We start from the raw sequence: 20350 nt of genomic DNA on the forward strand, positions 1-20350 counted from the left end.
TGGGAGAACGAGCAGGTCGACGACGATCAACGCCATCAAGACCAGGTTGATCTGGCCGAGCAACAGGTTGCGGATGACCGGCTCGAGGGCGGCCGCGCACACGGCCAGCCATGCCATGACCCAAGGGCTCACCCGCAGGCGGCGACCCACCACGAGGATCGTGATTGCCAGGGCAACAAGCGAAAGGCTGGTCAGAACGCACCTGGACACCGCGGCGGGCAACAGCGCAAGCGGCAAGAACACTGCTGCGGCAAACGGTGAGTAGGTGAAGCGTAGGTCGGCCGCGCTGGCGTCTCCGTAGAGGTCGCCCCCGCGCATCAAAGTGCGGGCGCCCATGACGTAGACGTCGCTGTCGGCCCAGATGCCTCGTGTGACGCCCCGCCACTGCATCCAGGCCAGCGCAGCCGTCGCAAGGATGGCAAGTAGTAGGGCCGGAGCTGTGACTGCGCGGCGTGGCGCGGAGTTGATCAATGCTGTTCCCGAGTTCGAGGGCGTGCACGGCGCGTGGGACACGCGCCCCCGCCATTGTCGACGAGCCAGTGCGACATTTTCGGCAATCCGCCCTTTTGCCTCTAGAGCTCGGCCAACACCTGCTCGCCTATGCGGCGCATGCCGCGGAGGACGGCCCAAACCGTCAGATGGTCGAGGGTGGTGCCGGGCGTCGGGTCCCAGTTGGCGATGACAGCCCACGTGACGGTCCGGGCATCGGAAGTCACGGCGCCGACGTCGGCCCGGACGCCGTCGTCAGTTCCGGTCTTGTTCCAGAACCCGGTCGGTAGACCAAGAGACGTGTGGTGGGCGATGGGGTCGAGGCCACCCTGCTCGACGAGGGCCGCACCGACCATCGACTGGTCGACGTTGGCCGAGAGCCACTGTCGGACCATCCGGTCTGCCGGACCACCCGCTGCCGTGCCCGCGGCCAGACGGCTCATCAGTGCGCTGAGCTCTGAGGCCGTGCCCGTCGACAGGGTGACGGGGTGCTCAGCGCCGCGCACGTCGCGGACCTGGTCGTGCAGGGCGGTTGCGCGCAGGCCGAGGGACGTGGCTCGCGCCGCGACCTCGGCGAGCCCGACCCGGCGGAGCAGGACGTTGGTCGCGAGGTTGTCGGACACGGCACCGACGAGGGCCGCGACGTCGACGAGGGGCAACGTCTCGACCGACAGGGTGTGCCAGAGGCCGGAGTCGCCGACCCATAGGTCGAGCGACCGGGTCAGCGGCTCGTCGGGGGAGAGGTCGCCAGACGCGATGAGCCGGGCCGTCTCCACGAGGAGCAGCACCTTGCCGACGGAGGCCGTGCGCAGCGGCACGTCCTCGCCGACCGCGCCCAACGGCATACCGGAGGTGTCACGCACGGATACTGACCACGTGACTCCACCGGCGTCGGGAAGCTCGAACTCCATGTCAGGCAAGCGAGTTTAGCCACGAGATGAGGGCGGCGTTGACCTGCTCGGGGGCCTCCTCCGTGAGGAAGTGGCCGGCGCCGGGGACTTTGACCTGACGGAAGTCGCTTGGAACGAACGCGCCGGAGCCGTGGGTGGCCTCGGCCAGGACGCACCCGTCGTCGGTGCCCTGCAGTTGCAGCACCGGCACCCGGATGGCGTGACGCATCCGGCGCATGAAAATCGGCCCGTCTGGGCGCACAGAGGATCGACCGAGCCAGCGGTAGTGCTCGGCGGCGGAGTGCGCGACGAAGGGGATCATCATGGCGTCGCCGTAACGGCATACGTCCTCGGCGGTGGGGAACGACCCGGCGGGGGAGGCCCATGCTTGCAAGAGCTCCGCGACGTAGTCGTGGGAGCGGGCCATCTCGCGCTCGGGGACGAACGGCTTTTGCAGGCCGACGACCCAGGAGGAGGCGCGTCGCTGCCTGGCGTTGGTCCACGTGGCGTGCCGCATGATCCGCGGGTGCGGCATGGACAACGAGGCGACGGCCCGCGTCACCTCCGGCCGCAGGGTCGGCATGCTCCACGCGATCCAGCCGCCGAGGCCCTGCCCCATGACGACGGCGTCCTTCTCGCCGAGCGCGCGGATGACGCTGTCGGTGTCCAGGGTGGCCATGTAGGTGTCGTAGCCGCGCGGCGGCTTGTCGGAGCCGCCGTAGCCGCGCAGGTCCATGGCGGCGACGCGGTAGCCGGCCTCGGCCAGCGCGACCATCTGGTGGCGCCACGTGAACCAGAACTGTGGGAACCCGTGGAGCATCACGACGAGCGGACCCTCGCCCATCTCGGCGATGTGGAACCGGGCGCCGTTGGCCGAGACGTAGCGGTGCTCCCAAGGTCCGTCGATGTTGACGAAGGCAGCGTCGACGGACATGGGTGTGACGATAGGCCCTCGGGTCAGGCGTCGCGGGACGAAGTGACGGCGGTGGCACCGGTGGTGTCGGCCGGCACGACGGGGGCAGCAGGAGCCTGCCCGTTCGGGCGGTCCCACTCGGGGCGCGGCGCCGGGACCGTGGTGCCGGGGTTCTCGGCGGCGGACTTGAGGGCGGCGACCGTCTGCTGCGCCTCGGCAATCGTCTTGTCCGGCGACGGCTTGACCGTCTTCATCTTCCGGATGCCGAGCGCGGCCAGCACGCCCGCGACGAGCAGCATGAAGACGGTGACGATGAGGAAGCTGAGCCAGCGCGGCAGACCGAGCGCTTGGATGCCCTCGGCGATGGTGATGAAGATGAAGTAGACGGAGTAGAACGCGACGACGCCGGCTGCTGCGAGCAGGCCTCCGCCGACGCCGGCCTTCTTGAACTGCACCGAGAGCTCCGCCTTGGCCAGGGCGATCTCGCTCCGGACGAGCGTCGAGAGATCCTGCGTCGCGGAGGCGACCAGCTGGCCGAGGGTCCGCTCCTGCCGGGGATCCGTGGTCATCGGCTCACTTCCTCAGTGCTCGTTGGGGGCTGCGGTCGCGCCCTGCTCACGCATGCAGGTGCAACCCTACTGCGCAGCCCGTACCCGAAGGCGAGCGGCCGGACTCACGCCGGGTCGAGTCGCTCGTCGATCTGGTAGACGTCCGGGATGCCGTCGTGGTCGAGGTCGGCGGTCTCGCGCGCCTCGACGAGCCGGTAGTGCCGGTTACGCAGGCGCAGCACGACGGTGGCGAGGAGCGCAGCGATGACGCTGCCGCACAGCACCGCGAGCTTCACGTGGTCGTCCCGCTCGGACCCGTTGCCGAAGGCGAGCTCACCGACGAGCAGGCTGACGGTGAAGCCGACGCCCGCGAGCAGGGAGAGCCCGAAGACATCGGTCCACGCCAGGTCCTCGTCGAGCTCGGCTCGGGTGAAGCGGGCCACCGCCCACGTGCCGCCCAGCACCCCGATGGCTTTGCCCACGACGAGGCCGACGACGACGCCGATCGCCGCCGGGTCCAAGAGGGCCGCGCCGAAGCCGCCGCCGACGACGGTGACTCCGGCCGCAAAAAAGGCGAAGACCGGCACGGCAAAGCCGGCCGAGAAGGGGCGCAGCTTGTGCTCGAGCCGTTCGGCGAGGGAGCGCCGGTCCGGGTCGTCCTCGATCTCCCGGCTCACCGGAACGAGCAAGCCGAGGAGGACACCTGCCACCGTCGCGTGGATGCCGCTCGCGTGCACGAAGCCCCAGGCCAGCAGGGCCGGGATCGCTAGCAGGACTGGGTTGGTGATCTTGCGCTTCAGAAGCAGCCGCCAGGCGGCGAGGGGCACGACCGCGGCGAGGAGCCACAGCAGGTTGACGCTGTCCGTGTAGAAGAGAGCGATGATCGTGATGGCGATGAGGTCGTCGACCACCGCGAGCGTCAGTAGAAAGGAGCGCAGCGCGCTCGGGAGGTGCGTGGCGATAACGGCCAGCACGGCGAGGGCGAACGCGATGTCCGTGGCCGTCGGGATCGCCCAGCCGCGCAGTATGCCGCCAAGCGCGCCCGCGCTCTCGTCTCCCCTCGTCAGCGTGGCCGTGGCGACGTAGAGGATGGCGGGCAGGGCGACGCCGCAGACCGCCGCCGCGATGGGGAGCGCGGCCTTGCGGCGATCGGATAGGTCGCCGGCCACGAACTCACGCTTGAGCTCGATGCCTGCGACGAGGAAGAAGATCGCCAGGAGGCCGTCGGCCGCCCACGTGGCGAGGGACAGGTCCAGGTGCAGGGCGTGCGGACCGACGACGGTGTCGCGTAGGGCCGCGTAACCGTCGCGCCACGGCGAGTTCGCCCAGAGCAGGGAGGCGACCGCGGCCGCCAGGAGGATGGCGCCGCCTACGGTCTCGGTGCGCAGCAGGTCGGCGACGTAGCGGGCCTCGCGCCAGGTACCGCGGCCCAGCAGGCGACTCTTCGCTGGCTTGCCGGACGCGTGGCCGGGGCCGGTGGGGGAGGGGATGTGGCTCACGAGGGGCCTCTCGGGGTCGGGTCGCAGGACGCCGACCAGACTTCCCGGCACACCATGGTCACTCGCATCGCCCGCGAGGAGCGGGTCTCAGTCTACCGAACGTCCTGAATGCCCCTGTGCGTCCACCGAATCGGACTTATCCGGCAACGCCGGTGGCGCACCGCTTGATGGTTCAACATGGTGATTGCGGGAGGGGGAATCCCGCTCACAAGTGCATCCAGTGGGGGAACGATGAACGACAAGCCTGCAGGCTGGTACTACGTCAGCGACGGCAAGCTGCGCTACCGCGACGACTACGGATGGACCGATTACTACATGGACACCAGCGATCCTCGTGCTCGTGATTGGCCGCCCCCTGAGCCCAAGACTCTGCTTCAACAACTCCGCAGCGAGGGGGACGCTTGGGCGAGTCCTCCGAACCCGCGTCGGCAGCGGCGGGCGGGTGCCCTCTTTTTTAAGGGACGGCACGCGAAGTAACGCGATGGATCGGCGCCTACTGTCCCGAGTTCGAACTGGCGCGTGGCCGACTGCGCGGTGTCACGCGACAGGCACGGGGCGAGGCTCCAAGAGCCAGATGGTCCGATACGTCGGTGCGGCGTGGATCCAGCGCGCCAGGTGCCTGGTGCTCCTCATGAACTTCTCGAGGACCCCACTAAGGGTTGAGAAGCCGGGTATCAACTCGGCCTCCACGAGGGCGCGCTGCACGCGGACGTTGCCGTTGGGTATCTCACGGGTGATCCGCCAGTCAGACGGAAGCGCGCACTCCAGCGCCTCGCGATCCGGATACTCCCTCTGACTTAGGTGCTCCGCCAACCATGAGGGAAGCGAAAGACCTCGCCGGGACTGAGAAGCAGCAATCGCCAAGTCCAGTTCCGCGGCTACCTCACCGACTGGGTATCCGACAATGACCCCTCGTCGCGCGACTCGGGTGAGTTCGCGAATCGACGCCGACCGTATAGAGAGCGGCAGGTGCTCCATCATGTCGAGGCTGACGGTGAAATCGAAGGAGTCATCAGCGAAGGGCAGCAAGTCAGCCGAGGACCGCACATAAATGGGCGTGCCTTGATGTTTGTTCTTGCGGGGGCGCTCAGCAAGTAGAAGATCGGTTTGGACGACGCGGCCGTCCCACCAGCGACTCAGACCGTGCCAGCCAGCACCGACATCAAGCACCTCAGTGGCCTCAAACTCCTCAAGCAGCGCCAGGGCGGGCTGATAGCGCAGTAGCCAGTTGAGCACCAAAACTCCGATCCGTGCGGGCCAATATCTTCTGGGCAGTCACAGCACCGGCGCCCCATTTCCGTGATTGAAGAAGTGTCGGTAGGTGACATGTGGAACGTGTTCGATCAGCACCCCCGCCCGCGCCATCCGCTGCCACAGGTTCCAGTCAGCTGGTTCATTCACAAGGTAGCTGCGCCTATTTAGCGCCATGAAGCGGAGATCGCTGCGAAAAAGTACGGATCCGTGGCTAATCCTCCCATGCCTCATCGGAGGTCCAGGCGTGCGTGTCCAGGAGCTGTCACCTTGTTGCATCTCGGCATCGCTCCATATCATTTCCGCCCCACTCTCAAGCGCGTGAGACAGCAGCACCTCGACATGGTCCGCAGTGAACTCGTCGTCGTCGTCGCACGGAGCAATCCAGTCGCCCCTGGCCAGCAGTGAGGCCACGTTCATAGGAGTCGCTCCCGCCACCTGCCACATCTCGGTTCCCGGGGGCGGGTACTGGCCGCGCCGCCCGAGATTGGCGAAGCGGACTCGTGCGTCCGACTCGTACTCTCGGATCACCGCGCTGGTGCGGTCGTCACAGCAGTCACCAACGATGACGACCTCGAGGTTGCCGTACGTTTGAGAGAGGCACGAATCCAAAGCTCGCCGGATGCGCGTGCCCGCGGAGTAGGTGGCGATTCGGACCGATACCAAAGGCTGCCCTGCTGTCCAGGAGCGTTCGGCCCGTACACGCGCCAACTCGTGGCGGTCGAGACTCGTCTCCAAACTTGAGCGCAGGCGTTCCCTCATGCCGGCAGGGCGGGATCTCACGGAGATGTCACGCGCCTTCCACGCGACTTTTCGCGGTAGGCTGGAATCGCTCGAGAGCCGCGTCGATAGTTGAGTCAATTTCATTGGATGTCCGTGGACAACTGTTCGATGCGACCTAGAACTCCAGCCGACATGTCCGAATATATAGGTAGACAAGCGATGCGAGCCGCGAGTGACTCCGTCACAGGTAGTGGCGTGGTCTTTCGGTATCGCGAAAACGCGGGCATCGAGTGGAGTGGGTCAGAGAAGTAGGTGCGCAACTCGATCGCCCTCCGGTCCGCGGACGCCAATAACCGAGAACGCTGCTCCTTCGTCTTACACAGCAAAGGTAGAAACTGCACGGCTCCGGCGCTCATCCCCGGCTGCGGCGAGAGTCCAGCCGCTGAGAACGCGTCGCTCAGGCGAGACCCATAGCCTTGGCGACGCTTCAAAACTTCATCGAACCGATCAAGTACTGCTAGGCCGATAGCAGCGTGCAAGTCGTCCATCTTCGCGTTCATGCCCACGCCGCTGCGGACGATGCGGTCATTGTGGAAGCCAAAGTTCGCCGCGCGACGCAACTCCACCGCGATGTCCGGGTCGCGCGTTGTCACTAGTCCCCCTTCGCCGATCGCAAAGGGCTTGGTCGCATGGAAGGAGAAAACTTCGGCGTCCGCCTGCCCGCCGAGCCGGTTCCCGCACTCATCTCGGGACCCGAAACCGGCAGCCGAGTCCACGATGAGCGGAATATTGGCGTGCTCAGCTATGGCTGACCAGCTGCGGACTGTAGCTCGGGGTGGCGCGACCCCGTAGGTAGAGCAAAGTAGGAGCGCGGCAGGAGTCTCGCGCTCAACGGCCTCTTGTAGCATCGCTGGATCGGCATGCCAGTGATCTTCTGAGACATCCACAAACGCCGGAGTGAATCCTGCCCAGACCGCCGCTGTGGCTGTTGCGGCAAAAGTGTAGCTGGGCATGAGAACCGTCGCCCCGCGACCCGTGCCGCAGAGTGCGCGCAGCGCGACCATAAGCCCAGAGGTCGCGTTGTTCACCGGGACGGCGTGAAGGTCTGATCCCAGGTAGCGCTCAATAGCGGAAGAAAACGCGGCAAGCACCGGACCTCCGTTGGAGTACCAGTGCGCACTGCGAGCGGCCTCCCAGTGAGGCGCTACTTCGTTAAGACTAGGCAGGTCTGGTCGCTGGAATCGGATCCGCTGTCCTGAAGTGGGCAGTTCATACGTCACTGGCACGCCTTTCTTTGAACAGGGTGTATCCGCTCCACGTGAGCAGTGCAACAGCAAGGGCCACATTGACAGGTGATCTCGGGTCCGCTGACCCGACTCGCGGTACGGCCTGGGCGCACATCACGAGGACTCCCAAGGTCAGGGCGATGAGTGCAGGCCTCGGCATTTGATACCCCGTCCGAACCAGGAGTTGCAAGCAGAAGATGGCATTGGCGCTCGCGTACGCAATGCCGACGCCGGACAGGCTTACCTGCGTCAATAAGCCCGTGAGCATCAAAAAGGAAACGCTCCAACTGAGTTCGCTCAGCATGTAGCCATGTCGAGCATGCCGTGCTAGAAGGACGAAGGAAAGGGGCCATGCGACACATTTGAACGCCTCACCGATCAAGAACCAGCGTAAGAGGTCGGTGGCCGGCGAGAATTCGCTTGAGTAAACAAGTGAGAGAGCGACCGGGGCCAAGGCGCTGAGCCCGAATGCGAGAGGCATTCCGATGCGTAGACACGTGAGCACTTGTGAATTGATGGCCTCCGACATCCTCGCAGTGTCGCCAGACAGTGCGGCAATACGAGGAAAGAAGTCAGCGCTCATGGCCGCCAACAGGAAGGTGGGATACAGGTTGGTCAACATCCAGCACGCCTGGAAGTAGCCATTGGCTCTGTCCCCAAACGCGTGGTAGATCCAGATAGACGCAAGGGCTTGACTAGCCGTCATCATCAGGACACCCGAGCTGGCAGCGATGCCCGTCCGCACGAGCGGTCTCAGTAAGTTCCAGCGTTCGCGAGGAGACTGGCGGGCGACCGGTCCCGGCTTGGGGCGGGAGGCTAACTGTAATGCCAACAACAGTGTGGTCGCCGGAAGCGCGAGCGCGGCAAACGGGGTTGCCCAGGGCGCTGCGGCCGCCAGTGCCGCGACTGCAACAGTAGCGCCGAGGGCTGAGGCAATCTGGGCCGAGCCAATACGTCGAAACCGCTGCTGCCCGTTCAGTGAAGCGCTCGCTCCCGTTAGCCCGATCGTGCTGGCTACGGCTAGGCCCAAGGACAGGGCGAAGGCGACCCGGCCGCCGTCGCGCGGTCCTGCGAGGAGCCAAACGGCACAAGCTACAAGCCCGCCAATGACGGCGAGGGTGCGCCCGGCTGCGCTTAGTGCATCCAGCAGTTGGCGAAACCTCGCTCCTTCCGGGCGCAGCGCTGCGACCGCTGAAACCCCGCTCGTGGCAAGGCCCAATCCCAGCATTGTGGCGACGGTGCTACAGGCGGCGAGTGCAACCCCGACCGTTCCCACCCCGGACGGCCCTACGGAGAGCGCAACAAGCTTCATACGGACAGCGCCCAGTCCCACGGCCACCAGGGTGCTCCCACCCACGCTGCCCAAGGAGGATAGGGCTGTCGGCTTCATGTCGCGGACCTAGACGCTGCGATCGTTGGCCAGCTCGAGGATTTGCTTGGAAAGGGACGGTTGGCTCCCCACATTGAGGTGCAGTCGGCGTCAGGCAACGTCATTGGTCGGTCCTTGCAGTGCATCATCCAACTTTTTCGCCGCAATAGCTGCCCGAGGTTGGCTGCCGCGGCTTGCGGTAGCCCCTGAAAGCACCGAGGGACATTGCAAAAGCGACGCGAGCGGGAATTCTTTGCGACTTGGCCTCATTGAGCAGGAGGCGCCCCAGGGTAGGAGTCAGCCGACCCTGACCGATCACTTTCAACGCGGCTGATTCCGATGGTGCAAAGCGCGTCATGAGGGTGCGCGCCATCGACACTCTCCACGTCCACGGATCCGTCGTGAACTTCTGGAGCGTAGCGCGGTGGAAGAGGACATCGGTGGTAGCTGCCCTAATCGCTTGTGAGGGGGGTTGCTCGCCAATTACGTTGCCCGAATGTTGAACGTAGTCCTGCAAGACATCTTCCGTGATGTAGAACCCCTTCATGGCCGTGGAGCAAACGCCGAGCCAATGATCATGGATGGCGGCGTTCGATTGTGGAGGAAACGGGAGTGCCAGAGACAGCACCTCCGGTTTGAAGATGCTCAAGGACCCCGTGACCTCGTTGAAAATTAGGAGCGACATCAGCGGCTTGTGGCGTCTAGCCGTGCGCCTGAGTTCTACGCCTGCAGCCGTGACCACGCGCGCTTGGCAAGATGCCCCCGTAACGTCGAAGCGATCCAAAGCGGAAACGAGCCGCTCCAGCTTCATCTCGTGCCAGTAGTCGTCCTGATCGGACAAGGCAATCCATGAAGAGTCCTTATTCACCATTCCAAGAAGCCGCTCGAACTGCTTATAGACGCCGACGTTGTCTGCAAACTCCACCACCTGGAAGCGCGGATCGCAGCCAATTATTTGGTGTATCAGCGACGCAGTGTCGTGATCTATTCCGTCGATGCCTACGATGCATATCCACTGTTCAAGCGACTGACTCGCGATGGATTCGAGCTGACGTCTCAAGAGGGTCGGCTCTGGACGATGGACGGCAAGCACGATCACGCCCGGGGACTCACTCATCGGGCGCTGGTTCCGTTGGCAGAGAGGCTTCGCACATGCGAGCACTCTGGCCCGCTGAGGCGGTGACGCGAGACGCCGTGCTGCGATTCCTCGCCCGCGACAGGGTGCGTGGGCGGCCGCAAGAGTCGCCAATACGCGGCGACGGCGAGGTTGAGAACGCTTGCGCCCGCGGGAGGCGAAAGCTGGCTCTGAGTGATGCTCGGAGTGAGCAAAAGATCCAGTGCATGGGGATTGAGAGCATTGGCCTGCACCCTACGGCGGCGGTCAATGACGTGCCGGGCTCGTCGAGCAAGCCACCACCAGGCGCGCAACTTTTGTGCGGCCCATTTCTGGCGGACCGCCACGGCAAGATATAGGGGTTCAAAGAGGAGGATCACGGGTAACGCTCTAAGAAGCAGGTGACTCGGATAGTCCCCGAGGACCGTCAATAACCGGTTGCGCTCGAGATAGAACATCTTGTCGGCGTTGCGGGAGAACTCGTAGGCGTGAACCGCCACAGCCGTGGGGCACAGGATGACGTCGAGGCCAGCCAGATGGCAGCGCAGGCTTAGGTCGGTGTCCTCGTGGTACATGAAGTACGAGGTGTCCATGCCGCCTAGTAACTGCCAGGTCTCCCGACGACAGGCGAACAACGCGCCCGCCACGGACGCTAGTCGGCGCGACCTCAAGTGCCGAGGCGCCACAGGCTCCCCATAGCCGTCGCACCAACTCAGACCGGTCAGGTGGACTGGAAGTCCGGCCGAGTTCACGACCTCGGGCTCCCCGGGCAGCAGCACCAATCCGCCGGCCAGGCCCACGTTCAAGTCGCCTACGGCTGCCTCAAGGGCAGATATCGCGCCGGGCCGAAGGGTGGCGTCCGAGTTCACGAATACGAGCACGTCTCCACGGGACGCGTCCACTCCCACCGCGCAGCCGCCGCCGAAACCGCTGTTCTCCGGGGGAGTCACGATGCAGACCCCACCGACGTCAGGTAGCTCCGTGATTCCGTGGTCGACCAGCACCACCTCATCACCCACGCCGATTTGATCGACGATGGACTGAAGGCAGTCCTTGAGGAGGGGCTCGTCGCCGAAGCCGACGACGATCACACTGACAGTCATACGCGCTCCGACGTCCAGCCCGCTGGCCGTACTGCGCTGCCATTAGCCGTCCGGACGATGCGGTTGCTTGGTGCGTTGTCCTTGGATAGGGCGTTGAACGTCGTCACTGCGCTCAGAGCTGGTCCCCGCGGCCTCCGAGGGACAGCTGGAATGGTCATATAGGCAATCCGGGTCGTCTCCTGCCGGACCTTCCGCAGCCCGTCCAGGAGGATCCCAACCACCATCACAATGAAGGCGACGACCACTAACGAGGCGGCACCGAATGCGGTGGGGAACCGCCCGACGAGTCCGGTTCGCAAGTACTCCTGCACTATCGGGGCTGCGATCCCGAGCGCCGTCAAAACCATGAGGCCCGCCAGGGTCGAGTAGAGAGCCAACGGACGCTCGTGGTGCAGGAGACGGGTGATCATCCGAGCAATCCGGAGACCATCGTGGTAGGTCCGCAGTTTGCTCTCGGATCCCTCTGGGCGATCGCAGAACCGAACCGGCACCTCGCCCTGCGGGACACGGTTGTTGATGGCGTGGACCGTCAGTTCGGTCTCGATCTCAAAGGCGCGTGAGACAGCTGGAAAGGACTTGACGAAGCGTCTCGACAGCACTCTGTAACCGCTCAGCATGTCGGTAACAGGCCGACCGAAAATCCTTGAGACGATCCGGTTAAACACCAGATTTCCGAGCTCGTGCCCCGACCGGTAGACGCCCGGGGCGTGCGCGACACGTACACCAGTCACATGGTCGAGTGGCCCCTCGACCAGGGCCTGCAGCATGTCGGGTAAAGCTTCGGCGTCATAGGTGCCGTCGCCGTCAATCATGACGTAGACGTCGGCATCGATGTCGGCGAGCGCGCGGCGGATGACGTTGCCCTTGCCAGGCCAGTTTTCTACGCGCACCTCAGCGCCTGCCGCCTCGGCCACTTCACGAGTGCGGTCTGTGCTGCAGTTGTCGTAGACGAAGACGTCCACGTCGGGGACAGCGTTCTTGAGGTCGCGAACGACACGGCCGACTGCCGCCTCCTCGTTTCGGCAGGGCACTATGGCTGCTATCCGCAACCCGTCCAGGCTCGCGTCGATCACGTCTGCGTCCCCCATCAACCGTTGAACGCCGTCAGCATAAGTGGGAGGTCCGCGCTGCGTCCTGAATATGGCGATTCGGCTGGCGGGCGAGGTTATGACACCAATGAGACGCGTGGTCGCTGCGACACCTGGATGGCAGAGAGAATTCGTCGATAGAGTTCCGGATCCGTCACCAACACACGGGCGTCCCCCTGCACAAGGGCGCGCCGCGCGAGCTCCACTCCCAACCTGAGGTTGCCGCGCTCATCGACAAGCTGGTAAACGGCGTGGGTGAGGTCGGCAGATCGGCGCGTTGACGAGTGGCTGAGGGCATGGAACCACTCGGCGGCATGCACGGGGTTCATGTCGCTCGGGCGTGTGGCGATCAGACTGGTGTGTGCCGCGTCGCGCGGAGTCATGACTGCCGCGAGGTGAAGAGGCAGGGTGGCATCGCCCGCGGCGCCGTTGGCCTCGCGAGCCTCGAGCGAGTGAGGAGTCATCGCAGTCCAGGCCGCTGATGGCGCAGCGGAATCTTGCAGTGCGCTTCCGAGCCCCAGAGCCGCGACCAAGCCGATGACCACGGCACCGATCGCTTGCGGCCGGCTGCCCCGGCTATGACTTGTGCTCCTCACGAAGACGACAACGCCGTGTGTGGCGACCAAGGCGGCCACGATCAGCGAGCCGAGCGCCAACTTCCAGAAGTAGTACCTCAGCTCGCCCACCTGCGTGAGCATGAAGCAGGCTAGTGCCGCCGTAGGCAGAATCGCCGCGACGATCACGAGGATGTGCCGGGTAAGTCGAGGAGCGTCACGGCGCCTTGCGAGCGCCGTCATCAGCAGCAGAGAGGCGCCCATTACGGCCCCAGTCGTGGGTAGCCCTATGCGCGCTATGGCTCCGTCATTGAGGAGGGCTGCGAAGGCGCCGTGACTCAGTGGCCCAATCACGAAGAGCGGAACGATGGCGCCGGCGGTCACGCCGAGTATCCCCAGTGTCAACCAACGGACCAAGCCCTTCTGGCGACGCCAGATCTCAATAAGTGTAGGTAGGAGTGCCGCTGCGGCCATGGGAAGAAGCAGGAACCAGGATGCGGTGACGAGGACGAGCCCCGCCAGGACAAGCAGAAGCCCCGGTCCAACTCGCTCCTTGGGGTAGGCGAGGAGGAACATCACGAGGGGCGCACACGCCGCCACCAAGAAGCTGAGGTGTCCCTGGATCAGGTTGATCGGTCCGGGGACGCCCACCAGCAGGCTGAACACAACCGCGAGGGCCGGTGCCAGAAGGAGCGCCGGGGTGCGTTCGGGCAGGGCCTGAAGGAACGCTGCCGTCACCAAGACCACGAGGGCCACGAAGATGATCCACTCGAGCTGGGCGAACCTCACCAGCTCTGTCGGCGCACTACCGGGATCGCCGAAGCCGATCTGTGCCAAGACGGTGAGCAGCTTGTGGAGCCATTGCGGGTAGTCGTCGAACGCGAACCCGGTGGCGTCGGCGTTGGCGGCCACCAGCGGCGAATTCGCGGTCATCAGTCGCCGTTCGAGGAACATCTCGAAGTGGAAAGCGTTGTCGATGTTCGCACTCAGCAGGGAGAGCGCCCCCCGCGGACCGTCTGGAGAACTCAGAGGTAGAGCCACCAGGCCCGCCAGCAATGCACCCAGCGCGATTGAAGCGTCCCGCCATCGAAGCGTCAGTCTGGCACGCGTCGGCCTGAGGGCAAGCGCTGCGGCCGAGGCTCCCGTGGCGAGTGAGAGCGAGGCGACCGCTGCTGTCCGTGCACCGAGGACCGGAGGCATCGACAGGGCGAATGGCACGAAGCCGAAGGCCAGGGAAAGGTTGGTGGCTATCCGGCGGTCCAGGCGTGAGGAGGTCGGGGCCAAGCAAACGAGGATGACTGCTAACGGCACTTCGAGCAGGGGAGAGTTCGTGCCCGACAGCAGCACCGCCGTCGCGCCAACCGTGACAAGCCCGACTGCCAAGGACAACCAGGCGCGGGTGGTCGCGGGACGCTCGGACGCCTGAATCGCCGTTGCACCGAGTCCGGCGGAGACGTCGGGCATCATCTCGCTTGACTCATCGGGCGGTGAACGGCGGCGAGTGCTCGATTCTCGTCACTCCCGAGCTGCGCCGGAGATCGGCGAAGCACGCAGGTCGGCGGCGATGCATGCCGTCAGCCTAAAGGGGGATCGGCACGGTTAGGGGTGAATGCGAATTAAGGGGCACAGGCGCGTGCGCGCGGCCCTCCTGGGCGTCGTACCGGTCCACCGCCTGAAAGCAGTGCTCATGAGCACTTACTACTACGGCCTCAATCCGGGGACACGGTGAACCTGAACAGGCATCCTGTGATGCGTGCCAGGGGAACCAGGATGGGGGAGGCTCGACACCCACGACAACGCGCTCAACACAGTCCGGCTCGCCTTGGCCTGCGCCGTGGTTGTGGGGCACTCGTGGAACGTCGGCTACGGCATCAACCCGCCTCTTGTCCCGGACCTCGCCGCGTACGCCGTCGATGCGTTCTTCGTTCTGTCGGGCTTCTTGATAGCCGGGAGCCGGGTGCGGCTTCGGTTTTGGCGATTTCTGTGGCAGCGCTCGCTGAGGATCTTTCCCGGGCTGTGGGCTGTTCTCCTGGCGACCGCTTTCGCGTTCGCTCCCTTCGGGGCTTGGCTCACGGGCACCCCGGTCAGCCTGGCCGATGGTGCGAGCTATGTGGCGAGAAACGCTGCGCTGCAAATGGGTCAACCGGGCATCGGCTCGATGCTTGCGAAAGTCGCGGTACCTGGCCAGTGGAACGGATCACTGTGGACGTTGTCCTATGAGTTCGCTTGCTATATGGGCCTGACGGTGCTCTTTTCGCTGTTTCGAGCCAAGGTTGCCGCAGTACTAGCCGTTGTAACGGCCGCGGCGGCTCTCACCGCTGTGTGGCCTTCGGCGATGAACATCTACGTCGTGTCACAGTCAGTGCGATTCGCAGGGTTCTTCGCTGCTGGCGCTCTCATCTTCTTGGTACGTAAGCATGTCGCTTGCAGCGGCCGCGCGGCAGCTATGTCCCGTTCCGGGTTTAGTGGAGGCTCGGAACTGACGCGACGACGTTAACCGCCACGGGATTCTGTCGGTAGTGCTGGTCTTCGAACTCGACCGGAGGGACGAGCCCGATCTCGCCGTGCAGGCGTCGGTGGTTGAACCAGTCGATGTACTCCGCGACCGCGATCTCGAGGTCATCGATCGATCGCCACGGACCACGGTTGCGGATCAGCTCGGCCTTGAACAGCGAGTTGAACGCCTCGGCGAGGGCGTTGTCGTACGAGTCGCCGGTCGAGCCCACCGACGCGACAGCACCGGCGTCGGCGAGGCGCTGGGTGTAGCGGATGGCGAGGTACTGGACTCCTTTGTCGGAGTGGTGAATCAGGCCCGTGGTGTCCCGGCCGGCGCGGGCCCGGTCCCACAACCCCATCTCCAGGGCGTCCAGCGCCAGGTCGGTGCGCAGGTTCTTGGCCAGCTGCCAGCCGACGACCCGGCGGGAGAAGACGTCGATGACGAAGGCCGCGTACACCCACCCGGCGAAGGTGCGGCAGTAGGTGATGTCAGCGACCCACAGCTGATCCGGTGCCGTGGCCGTGAACGCCCGTTGCACCAGGTCCGGCCGGGTGTCGGGTCCACTGCCGGGGATCGTCGTGCGCGGGCCCTTCGCGCGGCTGACCCCGCGCAGCCCGGCCTGGCGCATCAGCCGGTGCGTCGTGCAGCGAGCCACCAAGTGACCTTGCCGGCGTAGCTCGGCGTGGACCTTCCGGATCCCGTACACGCCGTAGTTCTCGGCGTGAACCTTCTCGATGACCGCCAGCGTCGCGGCATCGCTCACGGACCGGGCCGACGGCGCGCGCCTCTTGGCCGCGTAGTACGTGCTCGGGGCGATCTGCGTGCCTGCCTCCGTCAAGGCTGTGCAGATCGGCTCGACCCCGAACCGGTCGCGGTGCTCGTCGATGTACTCGACGAGCACCGCTGTGCTCACTTGAGCTTGCGGTCGAGCTCCGCCGCGGCGAAAAACGCGGACGCCGTCCGCAAGATCTCGTTCGCCCGGCGCAGCTCCTTGACCTCCCGCTCGAGCTCGGCGATCCGCCGCACCTCAGCCGTGGTCACGCCCGGCCGGTGGCCCTCGTCCACCTCGGCCTGCTGGACCCAGTTGCGCAACGTGTCGGGGTTGATCCCGAGCTGGTCACCGACCCGCTTCACCGCGCCAGCCTTGGTGTCTGGGTCACGCCGCAGATCCACAGCCATCCTGATCGCTCGCTCCCGAAGCTCCTCCGGGTACTTCCTCGGTGCTGCCATGACTCTCATCCTTCCGTGGAATGAGAGCCTCCATCAGACCCGGAACGGGACACTATGTGCTTACTGCTCGTCATAGCGGCTTTCCTGCTCGGCAACAGAGTCTTTTGTGCCGTCGCTCCGCTGCCCCTTGGATACGCCCTCCTGTGGGCCAGCGTCGCAGCACCGACACGCATCGGTTCCCGCAACGACATCTCGTACGGGATGTACGTCTATGCCTTCCCGGTGCAGCAGACCCTTGTCCTGCTCGGCGCTTCAACTCTGGTGCCTGCTCCGGTCTTCGCACTGCTCGCACTTGCGTTGGCGGCTCCCCTTGCCTGGGCCTCGTGGCGGTTCGTCGAGAGCCCAGCGCTGCGCCTGCGAAGGCTGCGTCTCAGCCGCCGTTGTAGGCGCACTGACCTCGAAGGCGAACCGGCAGGCGTCCCGCTCATGCGCACGAGTTGAGCCCCACGCCGCTGGCAGGAGAGAGCGGTGTTGGCCCGCAGCCTGCACGTCGATTGAATGGTGTGACTAGCTGCGCTGACTCATAATGCCGTGTGCCCCCAACTCAGTCTGGGAGGCGGATCACGCGCTCTGATGTGCTTCTGCCGCTCGCCATATGGCTCGTCTTCACGGCAATCGGTGCCGCTTTTCTCGCGGTTGCCGCCTCGCACCAGATAGCGCTGGAGCGGACGGCCCCCGGGTACCACGTGACCGCCCCGTCGCCTGCCTCTCCTGGCTATCTCGGTGTTATCGGCAACTGGGACGGGCAGTGGTATCGCTCCATCGCTGATCACGGCTACCCGAGGATTCTGCCGGTCGACGAGCACGGCGTCGTGAAGGCCAACGAGTGGGCGTTCTACCCGGTCTACCCCATGGTCGTCCGGGGCGTCATGGCAGTGACGGGCGCTTCCTTCAACGTCAGCGCGTGGGCTGTCAGCCTGGTTTTCGGGGCGGTGGCCATGGTGGTCCTGTTCCGCTTGGTCAAGCCTCGGGTCGGCACCTTCAACGCCGCCGCCTTGGTGGCATCCTTGATGGCATACGTGACTGCACCGGTGCTGCAGGTGGCCTACACGGAGGGAGTGGCGCTTCTCCTCGTCGTGCTCTTCATTCGCGCTGTTCAGCGACGCCAGCTCACGGTCGCAGTCCTCTTGACGGTGGCCCTCTCGCTCACCCGCCCGGTGGCATTGCCGTTGGGGCTCGTGCTGGCGTGGGTGGTGCTGTCCGACTGGCGAGCTAGCCGCCGCCAGGAGGCCGCGCGCCGCATACCGATTGGTCCTTTGCTGGCGACGTGCGCGGTGCTCATCACCGCTGGCCTGTGGCCGATGATCGCGTGGGTTGTCACGGGCCGACGAGGTGCCTTTTTCGAAACGCAGGCCGCTTGGCCAGTCAACAGGAATGGCCTGGGCGGCTGGCTCGGGGACATGGCGCACCTCACCTCCGCCGGTGTCCTCGGGATAGCCGTTGTGCTCCTGGTCGCACTGGTCTCGGTTCGCCCGAAGGGCGCCTTATGGGGGCAAGAGCTGCGCGTCTGGTCAGTGGCCTACCCGCTCTACCTCCTGGCAGCCAGCCGACCTAGTCCCAGTATCTTCCGCTATCTCATGCTCGCGATCACGCCGCTGTGGCCGTTTCCTGAAGTCGGGCTGAAGTATGCGGCCGAGAAGCGATGGGTCCGGTGGCTGACTCTTGGGGTGGTCGTGGCCGCGGGCCTCGTGCTCCAGTTCGTGTGGGTCTCACGCGCCTTCACGGTGGCTCGTGACCCGGGCGAGCAGCTGTTCCCGTAACCGCGAAAGCTGCAGATGTCGTAAACGCCGGACACGGCCCAAACGCGAGGCTTACGGTGCCGACACGGAACTACGGCAGATGGGGCGCTCATGATCTCCGTGCGGACTCTGGTTCGATTTGTGCTGGCTGGCGGAGGCAACACCCTGTTGACCGCGGTCGTCACGAGCCTGTTGGCGCTGGTCGCGCCGACACCGCTCGCGTATGCCGTCGGGTATGCCGCTGGTTTGGCACTGTCGGCCGTGACGGCCAGTAACTTCGTGTTCCGCCGTCGACTGACGGCGAAGCGTGCCGTCGGCGTCTGCATCGTCAATGTCACCGCCTTCCTCTGCGGGCTGGCTGCGCTGTCCATCGCCGGCCGGATGGGCCTGCCGAGCGGATTGTCCGGGCTCACCGTTGTCGTGACGGCGCCGGTCAGCTTCCTTGGCGCCGCCGTGGTCTTCAAGGACCGAACACCGGCTCCGCCCATGGCTACCAGCGTCTTCCCCGAACTGTCGGAGGCCGGGTCCTCTCACGTGTGAGGCTTCCGCTCCATTACCCCCGTCCGAACAGGGTGAACCCACCGACGGTTCCTATGCGGGTGTAGCCGCTCCCCATGGCGGCTCGCGCCTGCGGAGTGTGCGGCTCGGTGACAACCACGTCTGCTTGGGTCAGGGCGCGGGCAGCGCCGGCAGCGTCTCCTCGCAAGAAGGCCAGGTATGCCGCCTGGTCGGCTGGCGCAAAGGCATCGAGGGGGTTACTGGCCCACACGACCGCGCCGGCAGCCGCGAGCGATTCAACCAACGGCTCCGGGGCCAGAACGACGTGGCCCCTGGTGGCGGCGGCGATGGATGCTGCCTGAGCATCCGCGGCACGGAACTGCGGCGCTCGGTGCGCGAGCATGGTGACGCCTAGTGCGGCCGAGGCCAGGGCAATGGTCGCCGTGAGCGCGTCTGCCCGCTTGGTCCTCCAGGGCGCGGGCCGATCGCGATGCACAGCGGTGGCCGCAGGGACCGCGAGGAAGATCAGCAGCCACAGCCCGTGCCGGGCAGCTGAGAAGGTGGCGAGGACGAGACCAAGCCCCGCGGCGTACTCCCAGAGGGGACGGCGTCGCCGCAGCGCGGCGGTTCCGAGAGCGACCGCGGCGAGGACGAGCAGGAGGTCGAAAGGATTGCTGATGTCCACGCGGCTCCACATGCCCGACTCGTCGCTCGTAGCGCCGCCGTTGAAGACGCCGAGGTAATAGCGAGGGGCCCGGAGAAGTCCGGGGTTGAGGCAGGTGGCCATCAAAGACCCGAGGGCAACTGCGATGGCGGTCGCGGGCGACTGCCGGAGTCGGGAGAACATCAGGTAGCAGCCGAGAACGGCGACGCCGATCAGGACCGCCCCGTGCAGGTTCCCCCACAGCGCGAGGAGCGGCATCGACCACCAGACGGCAGCTGTGGGTCTGTCCTGCTGGCGCCGGAGCAGGACGAGCAACGCCGAGAAGGGGACAAGGGACAAGAGCTGGGCTCTTGCTATGAAGAGAGGCGCAGCTGCTCCGGCCGAGACGGCCACGACGACCAAGGCTGTGGAGGAGGAGCGCGCTCCTCGGCATAGTGCGTCGAAGGCGATCAGCAGCAAAGTCCCGACCGCAGCGACGACCTGGGCGATGACCAGACCCAGACTCCCCTGTCCATGCAATGCGGAAAGCAGCAGCTGGCCCAGGACAGTCGTATTGACCCATTCACGGGATGGTGCTGCGCCGTAAGGGATTCCGGATGGAATGGCCCCGCCGGCCCAGATGTGGTCGCCCAAGGCCGAGAGCCACAGGGCGTCAGATCCGACAACCGTCACCGCGCTCCCCACCAGCCCCGCAATACCCAGTGCCACAACGACAAGGGGAGGCATCGCCACCATGGGAGGACGCCTCGCCTGTGCCCTGTGCAACGTTCCTCCATGCCGTTCTGTCGGGTGACGCGGGACTGTACCCAACGCTCTCACCGAGGGCGCCCGAATCGGGTGCTTTCAAACATTCGTGCGGAGTTCAAGCATTTTCAGGACACGGCGTGTTGTGCCA

At 65.4% G+C, this 20350-nt stretch carries 18 protein-coding genes and 1 other annotated feature; of the genes, 3 read left to right on the forward strand and 15 right to left on the reverse strand.

Annotated elements, in window-relative coordinates; genetic code table 11:
* The 13 genes from ABD194_RS01485 to ABD194_RS01545 form a co-directional block, all read right to left on the reverse strand.
* Positions 1–390 (reverse strand): glycosyltransferase family 87 protein (locus ABD194_RS01485; protein ID WP_343986431.1); only part of this gene is annotated, 390 nt, incomplete at its 3' end.
* A 182-nt stretch (positions 391–572) separates the two neighbouring features.
* Positions 573–1400 carry a serine hydrolase gene (locus ABD194_RS01490; RefSeq protein WP_343986434.1) on the reverse strand — a complete coding sequence of 276 codons (828 nt, stop codon included), beginning with the start codon at positions 1398–1400 and terminating at the stop codon, positions 573–575.
* 1 nt (position 1401) lies between these two features.
* Complete coding sequence (locus ABD194_RS01495; RefSeq protein WP_343986437.1) at positions 1402–2313, reverse strand: alpha/beta fold hydrolase; 912 nt, start codon at positions 2311–2313, stop codon at positions 1402–1404.
* A 23-nt stretch (positions 2314–2336) separates the two neighbouring features.
* Entirely contained in the window at positions 2337–2861 is a 525-nt protein-coding gene (locus ABD194_RS01500; RefSeq protein ID WP_343986440.1) for a phage holin family protein, read from the reverse strand.
* Positions 2862–2965: 104 nt separating this feature from the next.
* Positions 2966–4330 carry a Na+/H+ antiporter NhaA gene (gene nhaA / locus ABD194_RS01505; protein ID WP_343988159.1) on the reverse strand — a complete coding sequence of 455 codons (1365 nt, stop codon included), beginning with the start codon at positions 4328–4330 and terminating at the stop codon, positions 2966–2968.
* 546 nt (positions 4331–4876) lie between these two features.
* The gene (locus ABD194_RS01510; protein ID WP_343988164.1) at positions 4877–5575 is read right to left on the reverse strand and encodes a class I SAM-dependent methyltransferase; all 699 of its coding nucleotides are present in this window, start codon (positions 5573–5575) and stop codon (positions 4877–4879) included.
* A gap of 39 nt (positions 5576–5614) precedes the next feature.
* Positions 5615–6352 (reverse strand): glycosyltransferase family 2 protein, encoded by a 738-nt coding sequence (locus ABD194_RS01515; RefSeq protein WP_343986443.1) that lies wholly within the window; start codon positions 6350–6352, stop codon positions 5615–5617.
* 101 nt (positions 6353–6453) lie between these two features.
* Positions 6454–7659 carry a DegT/DnrJ/EryC1/StrS family aminotransferase gene (locus ABD194_RS01520; RefSeq protein ID WP_343986447.1) on the reverse strand — a complete coding sequence of 402 codons (1206 nt, stop codon included), beginning with the start codon at positions 7657–7659 and terminating at the stop codon, positions 6454–6456.
* Complete coding sequence (locus tag ABD194_RS01525) at positions 7583–8932, reverse strand: oligosaccharide flippase family protein (protein ID WP_343986449.1); 1350 nt, start codon at positions 8930–8932, stop codon at positions 7583–7585. Before ABD194_RS01525 ends, ABD194_RS01520 begins: the two co-directional genes overlap by 77 nt.
* A 181-nt stretch (positions 8933–9113) precedes the next feature.
* Positions 9114–10085, reverse strand: coding sequence for a glycosyltransferase (locus ABD194_RS01530; protein WP_343986451.1), 972 nt, complete (start codon positions 10083–10085; stop codon positions 9114–9116).
* The gene (locus ABD194_RS01535; RefSeq protein ID WP_343986454.1) at positions 10082–11185 is read right to left on the reverse strand and encodes a glycosyltransferase family 2 protein; all 1104 of its coding nucleotides are present in this window, start codon (positions 11183–11185) and stop codon (positions 10082–10084) included. The genes ABD194_RS01530 and ABD194_RS01535 overlap by 4 nt, the downstream gene beginning before the upstream one ends.
* Complete coding sequence (locus ABD194_RS01540) at positions 11182–12258, reverse strand: glycosyltransferase (protein WP_343986457.1); 1077 nt, start codon at positions 12256–12258, stop codon at positions 11182–11184. Before ABD194_RS01540 ends, ABD194_RS01535 begins: the two co-directional genes overlap by 4 nt.
* Before the next feature lie 92 nt (positions 12259–12350).
* Positions 12351–14294, reverse strand: coding sequence for a hypothetical protein (locus ABD194_RS01545; protein ID WP_343986460.1), 1944 nt, complete (start codon positions 14292–14294; stop codon positions 12351–12353).
* 286 nt (positions 14295–14580) lie between these two features.
* On the opposite strand from ABD194_RS01545, the gene ABD194_RS01550 reads away from it, so the two are divergent.
* A complete protein-coding gene (locus ABD194_RS01550; protein ID WP_343986464.1) occupies positions 14581–15324 on the forward strand; it encodes an acyltransferase family protein in 744 nt (247 codons plus the stop codon).
* On the opposite strand, the gene ABD194_RS01555 is transcribed toward ABD194_RS01550, so the two are convergent.
* Positions 15290–16554, reverse strand: a protein-coding gene (locus ABD194_RS01555) for an IS3 family transposase (protein ID WP_343986467.1) whose coding sequence is annotated in 2 segments (ribosomal slippage) — positions 15290–16263 and positions 16263–16554 — 1266 coding nt in all. Because the reading frame shifts where the segments join, the coding sequence is not laid out codon by codon here. The genes ABD194_RS01550 and ABD194_RS01555 overlap by 35 nt on opposite strands.
* Positions 16133–16276: a sequence feature (AL1L pseudoknot), on the reverse strand. It overlaps the preceding gene by 144 nt.
* Positions 16555–17129: 575 nt before the next feature.
* On the opposite strand from ABD194_RS01555, the gene ABD194_RS01560 reads away from it, so the two are divergent.
* Together ABD194_RS01560 and ABD194_RS01565 are read left to right on the forward strand one after the other, a co-directional pair.
* Positions 17130–18314 (forward strand): hypothetical protein, encoded by a 1185-nt coding sequence (locus ABD194_RS01560; protein ID WP_343986469.1) that lies wholly within the window; start codon positions 17130–17132, stop codon positions 18312–18314.
* 90 nt (positions 18315–18404) lie between these two features.
* Positions 18405–18833: a GtrA family protein gene (locus tag ABD194_RS01565; RefSeq protein WP_343986472.1), complete on the forward strand. Its 429-nt coding sequence runs from the start codon at positions 18405–18407 to the stop codon at positions 18831–18833.
* A gap of 13 nt (positions 18834–18846) precedes the next feature.
* Here the strand turns inward: ABD194_RS01565 and ABD194_RS01570 are convergent, their stop codons facing one another.
* Positions 18847–20190, reverse strand: a complete 1344-nt coding sequence (locus tag ABD194_RS01570; protein WP_343986474.1) for a hypothetical protein — start codon at positions 20188–20190, stop codon at positions 18847–18849.
* Positions 20191–20350 lie beyond the last annotated feature (160 nt).

This window comes from Terrabacter terrae (genome assembly GCF_039529575.1).
Lineage (GTDB): Bacteria > Actinomycetota > Actinomycetes > Actinomycetales > Dermatophilaceae > Terrabacter > Terrabacter terrae.

Coding starts and splice junctions, on each gene's coding strand:
- ABD194_RS01490 (WP_343986434.1), bottom strand. CDS start 1,400: ATGGAGTTCGAGCTTCCCGACGCCGGTGGAGTCACGTGGTCAGTATCC.
- ABD194_RS01495 (WP_343986437.1), bottom strand. CDS start 2,313: ATGTCCGTCGACGCTGCCTTCGTCAACATCGACGGACCTTGGGAGCAC.
- ABD194_RS01500 (WP_343986440.1), bottom strand. CDS start 2,861: ATGACCACGGATCCCCGGCAGGAGCGGACCCTCGGCCAGCTGGTCGCC.
- ABD194_RS01515 (WP_343986443.1), bottom strand. CDS start 6,352: ATGAGGGAACGCCTGCGCTCAAGTTTGGAGACGAGTCTCGACCGCCAC.
- ABD194_RS01520 (WP_343986447.1), bottom strand. CDS start 7,659: ATGTGGCCCTTGCTGTTGCACTGCTCACGTGGAGCGGATACACCCTGT.
- ABD194_RS01530 (WP_343986451.1), bottom strand. CDS start 10,085: ATGAGTGAGTCCCCGGGCGTGATCGTGCTTGCCGTCCATCGTCCAGAG.
- ABD194_RS01535 (WP_343986454.1), bottom strand. CDS start 11,185: ATGACTGTCAGTGTGATCGTCGTCGGCTTCGGCGACGAGCCCCTCCTC.
- ABD194_RS01545 (WP_343986460.1), bottom strand. CDS start 14,294: ATGATGCCCGACGTCTCCGCCGGACTCGGTGCAACGGCGATTCAGGCG.
- ABD194_RS01565 (WP_343986472.1), top strand. CDS start 18,405: ATGATCTCCGTGCGGACTCTGGTTCGATTTGTGCTGGCTGGCGGAGGC.
- ABD194_RS01570 (WP_343986474.1), bottom strand. CDS start 20,190: ATGGTGGCGATGCCTCCCCTTGTCGTTGTGGCACTGGGTATTGCGGGG.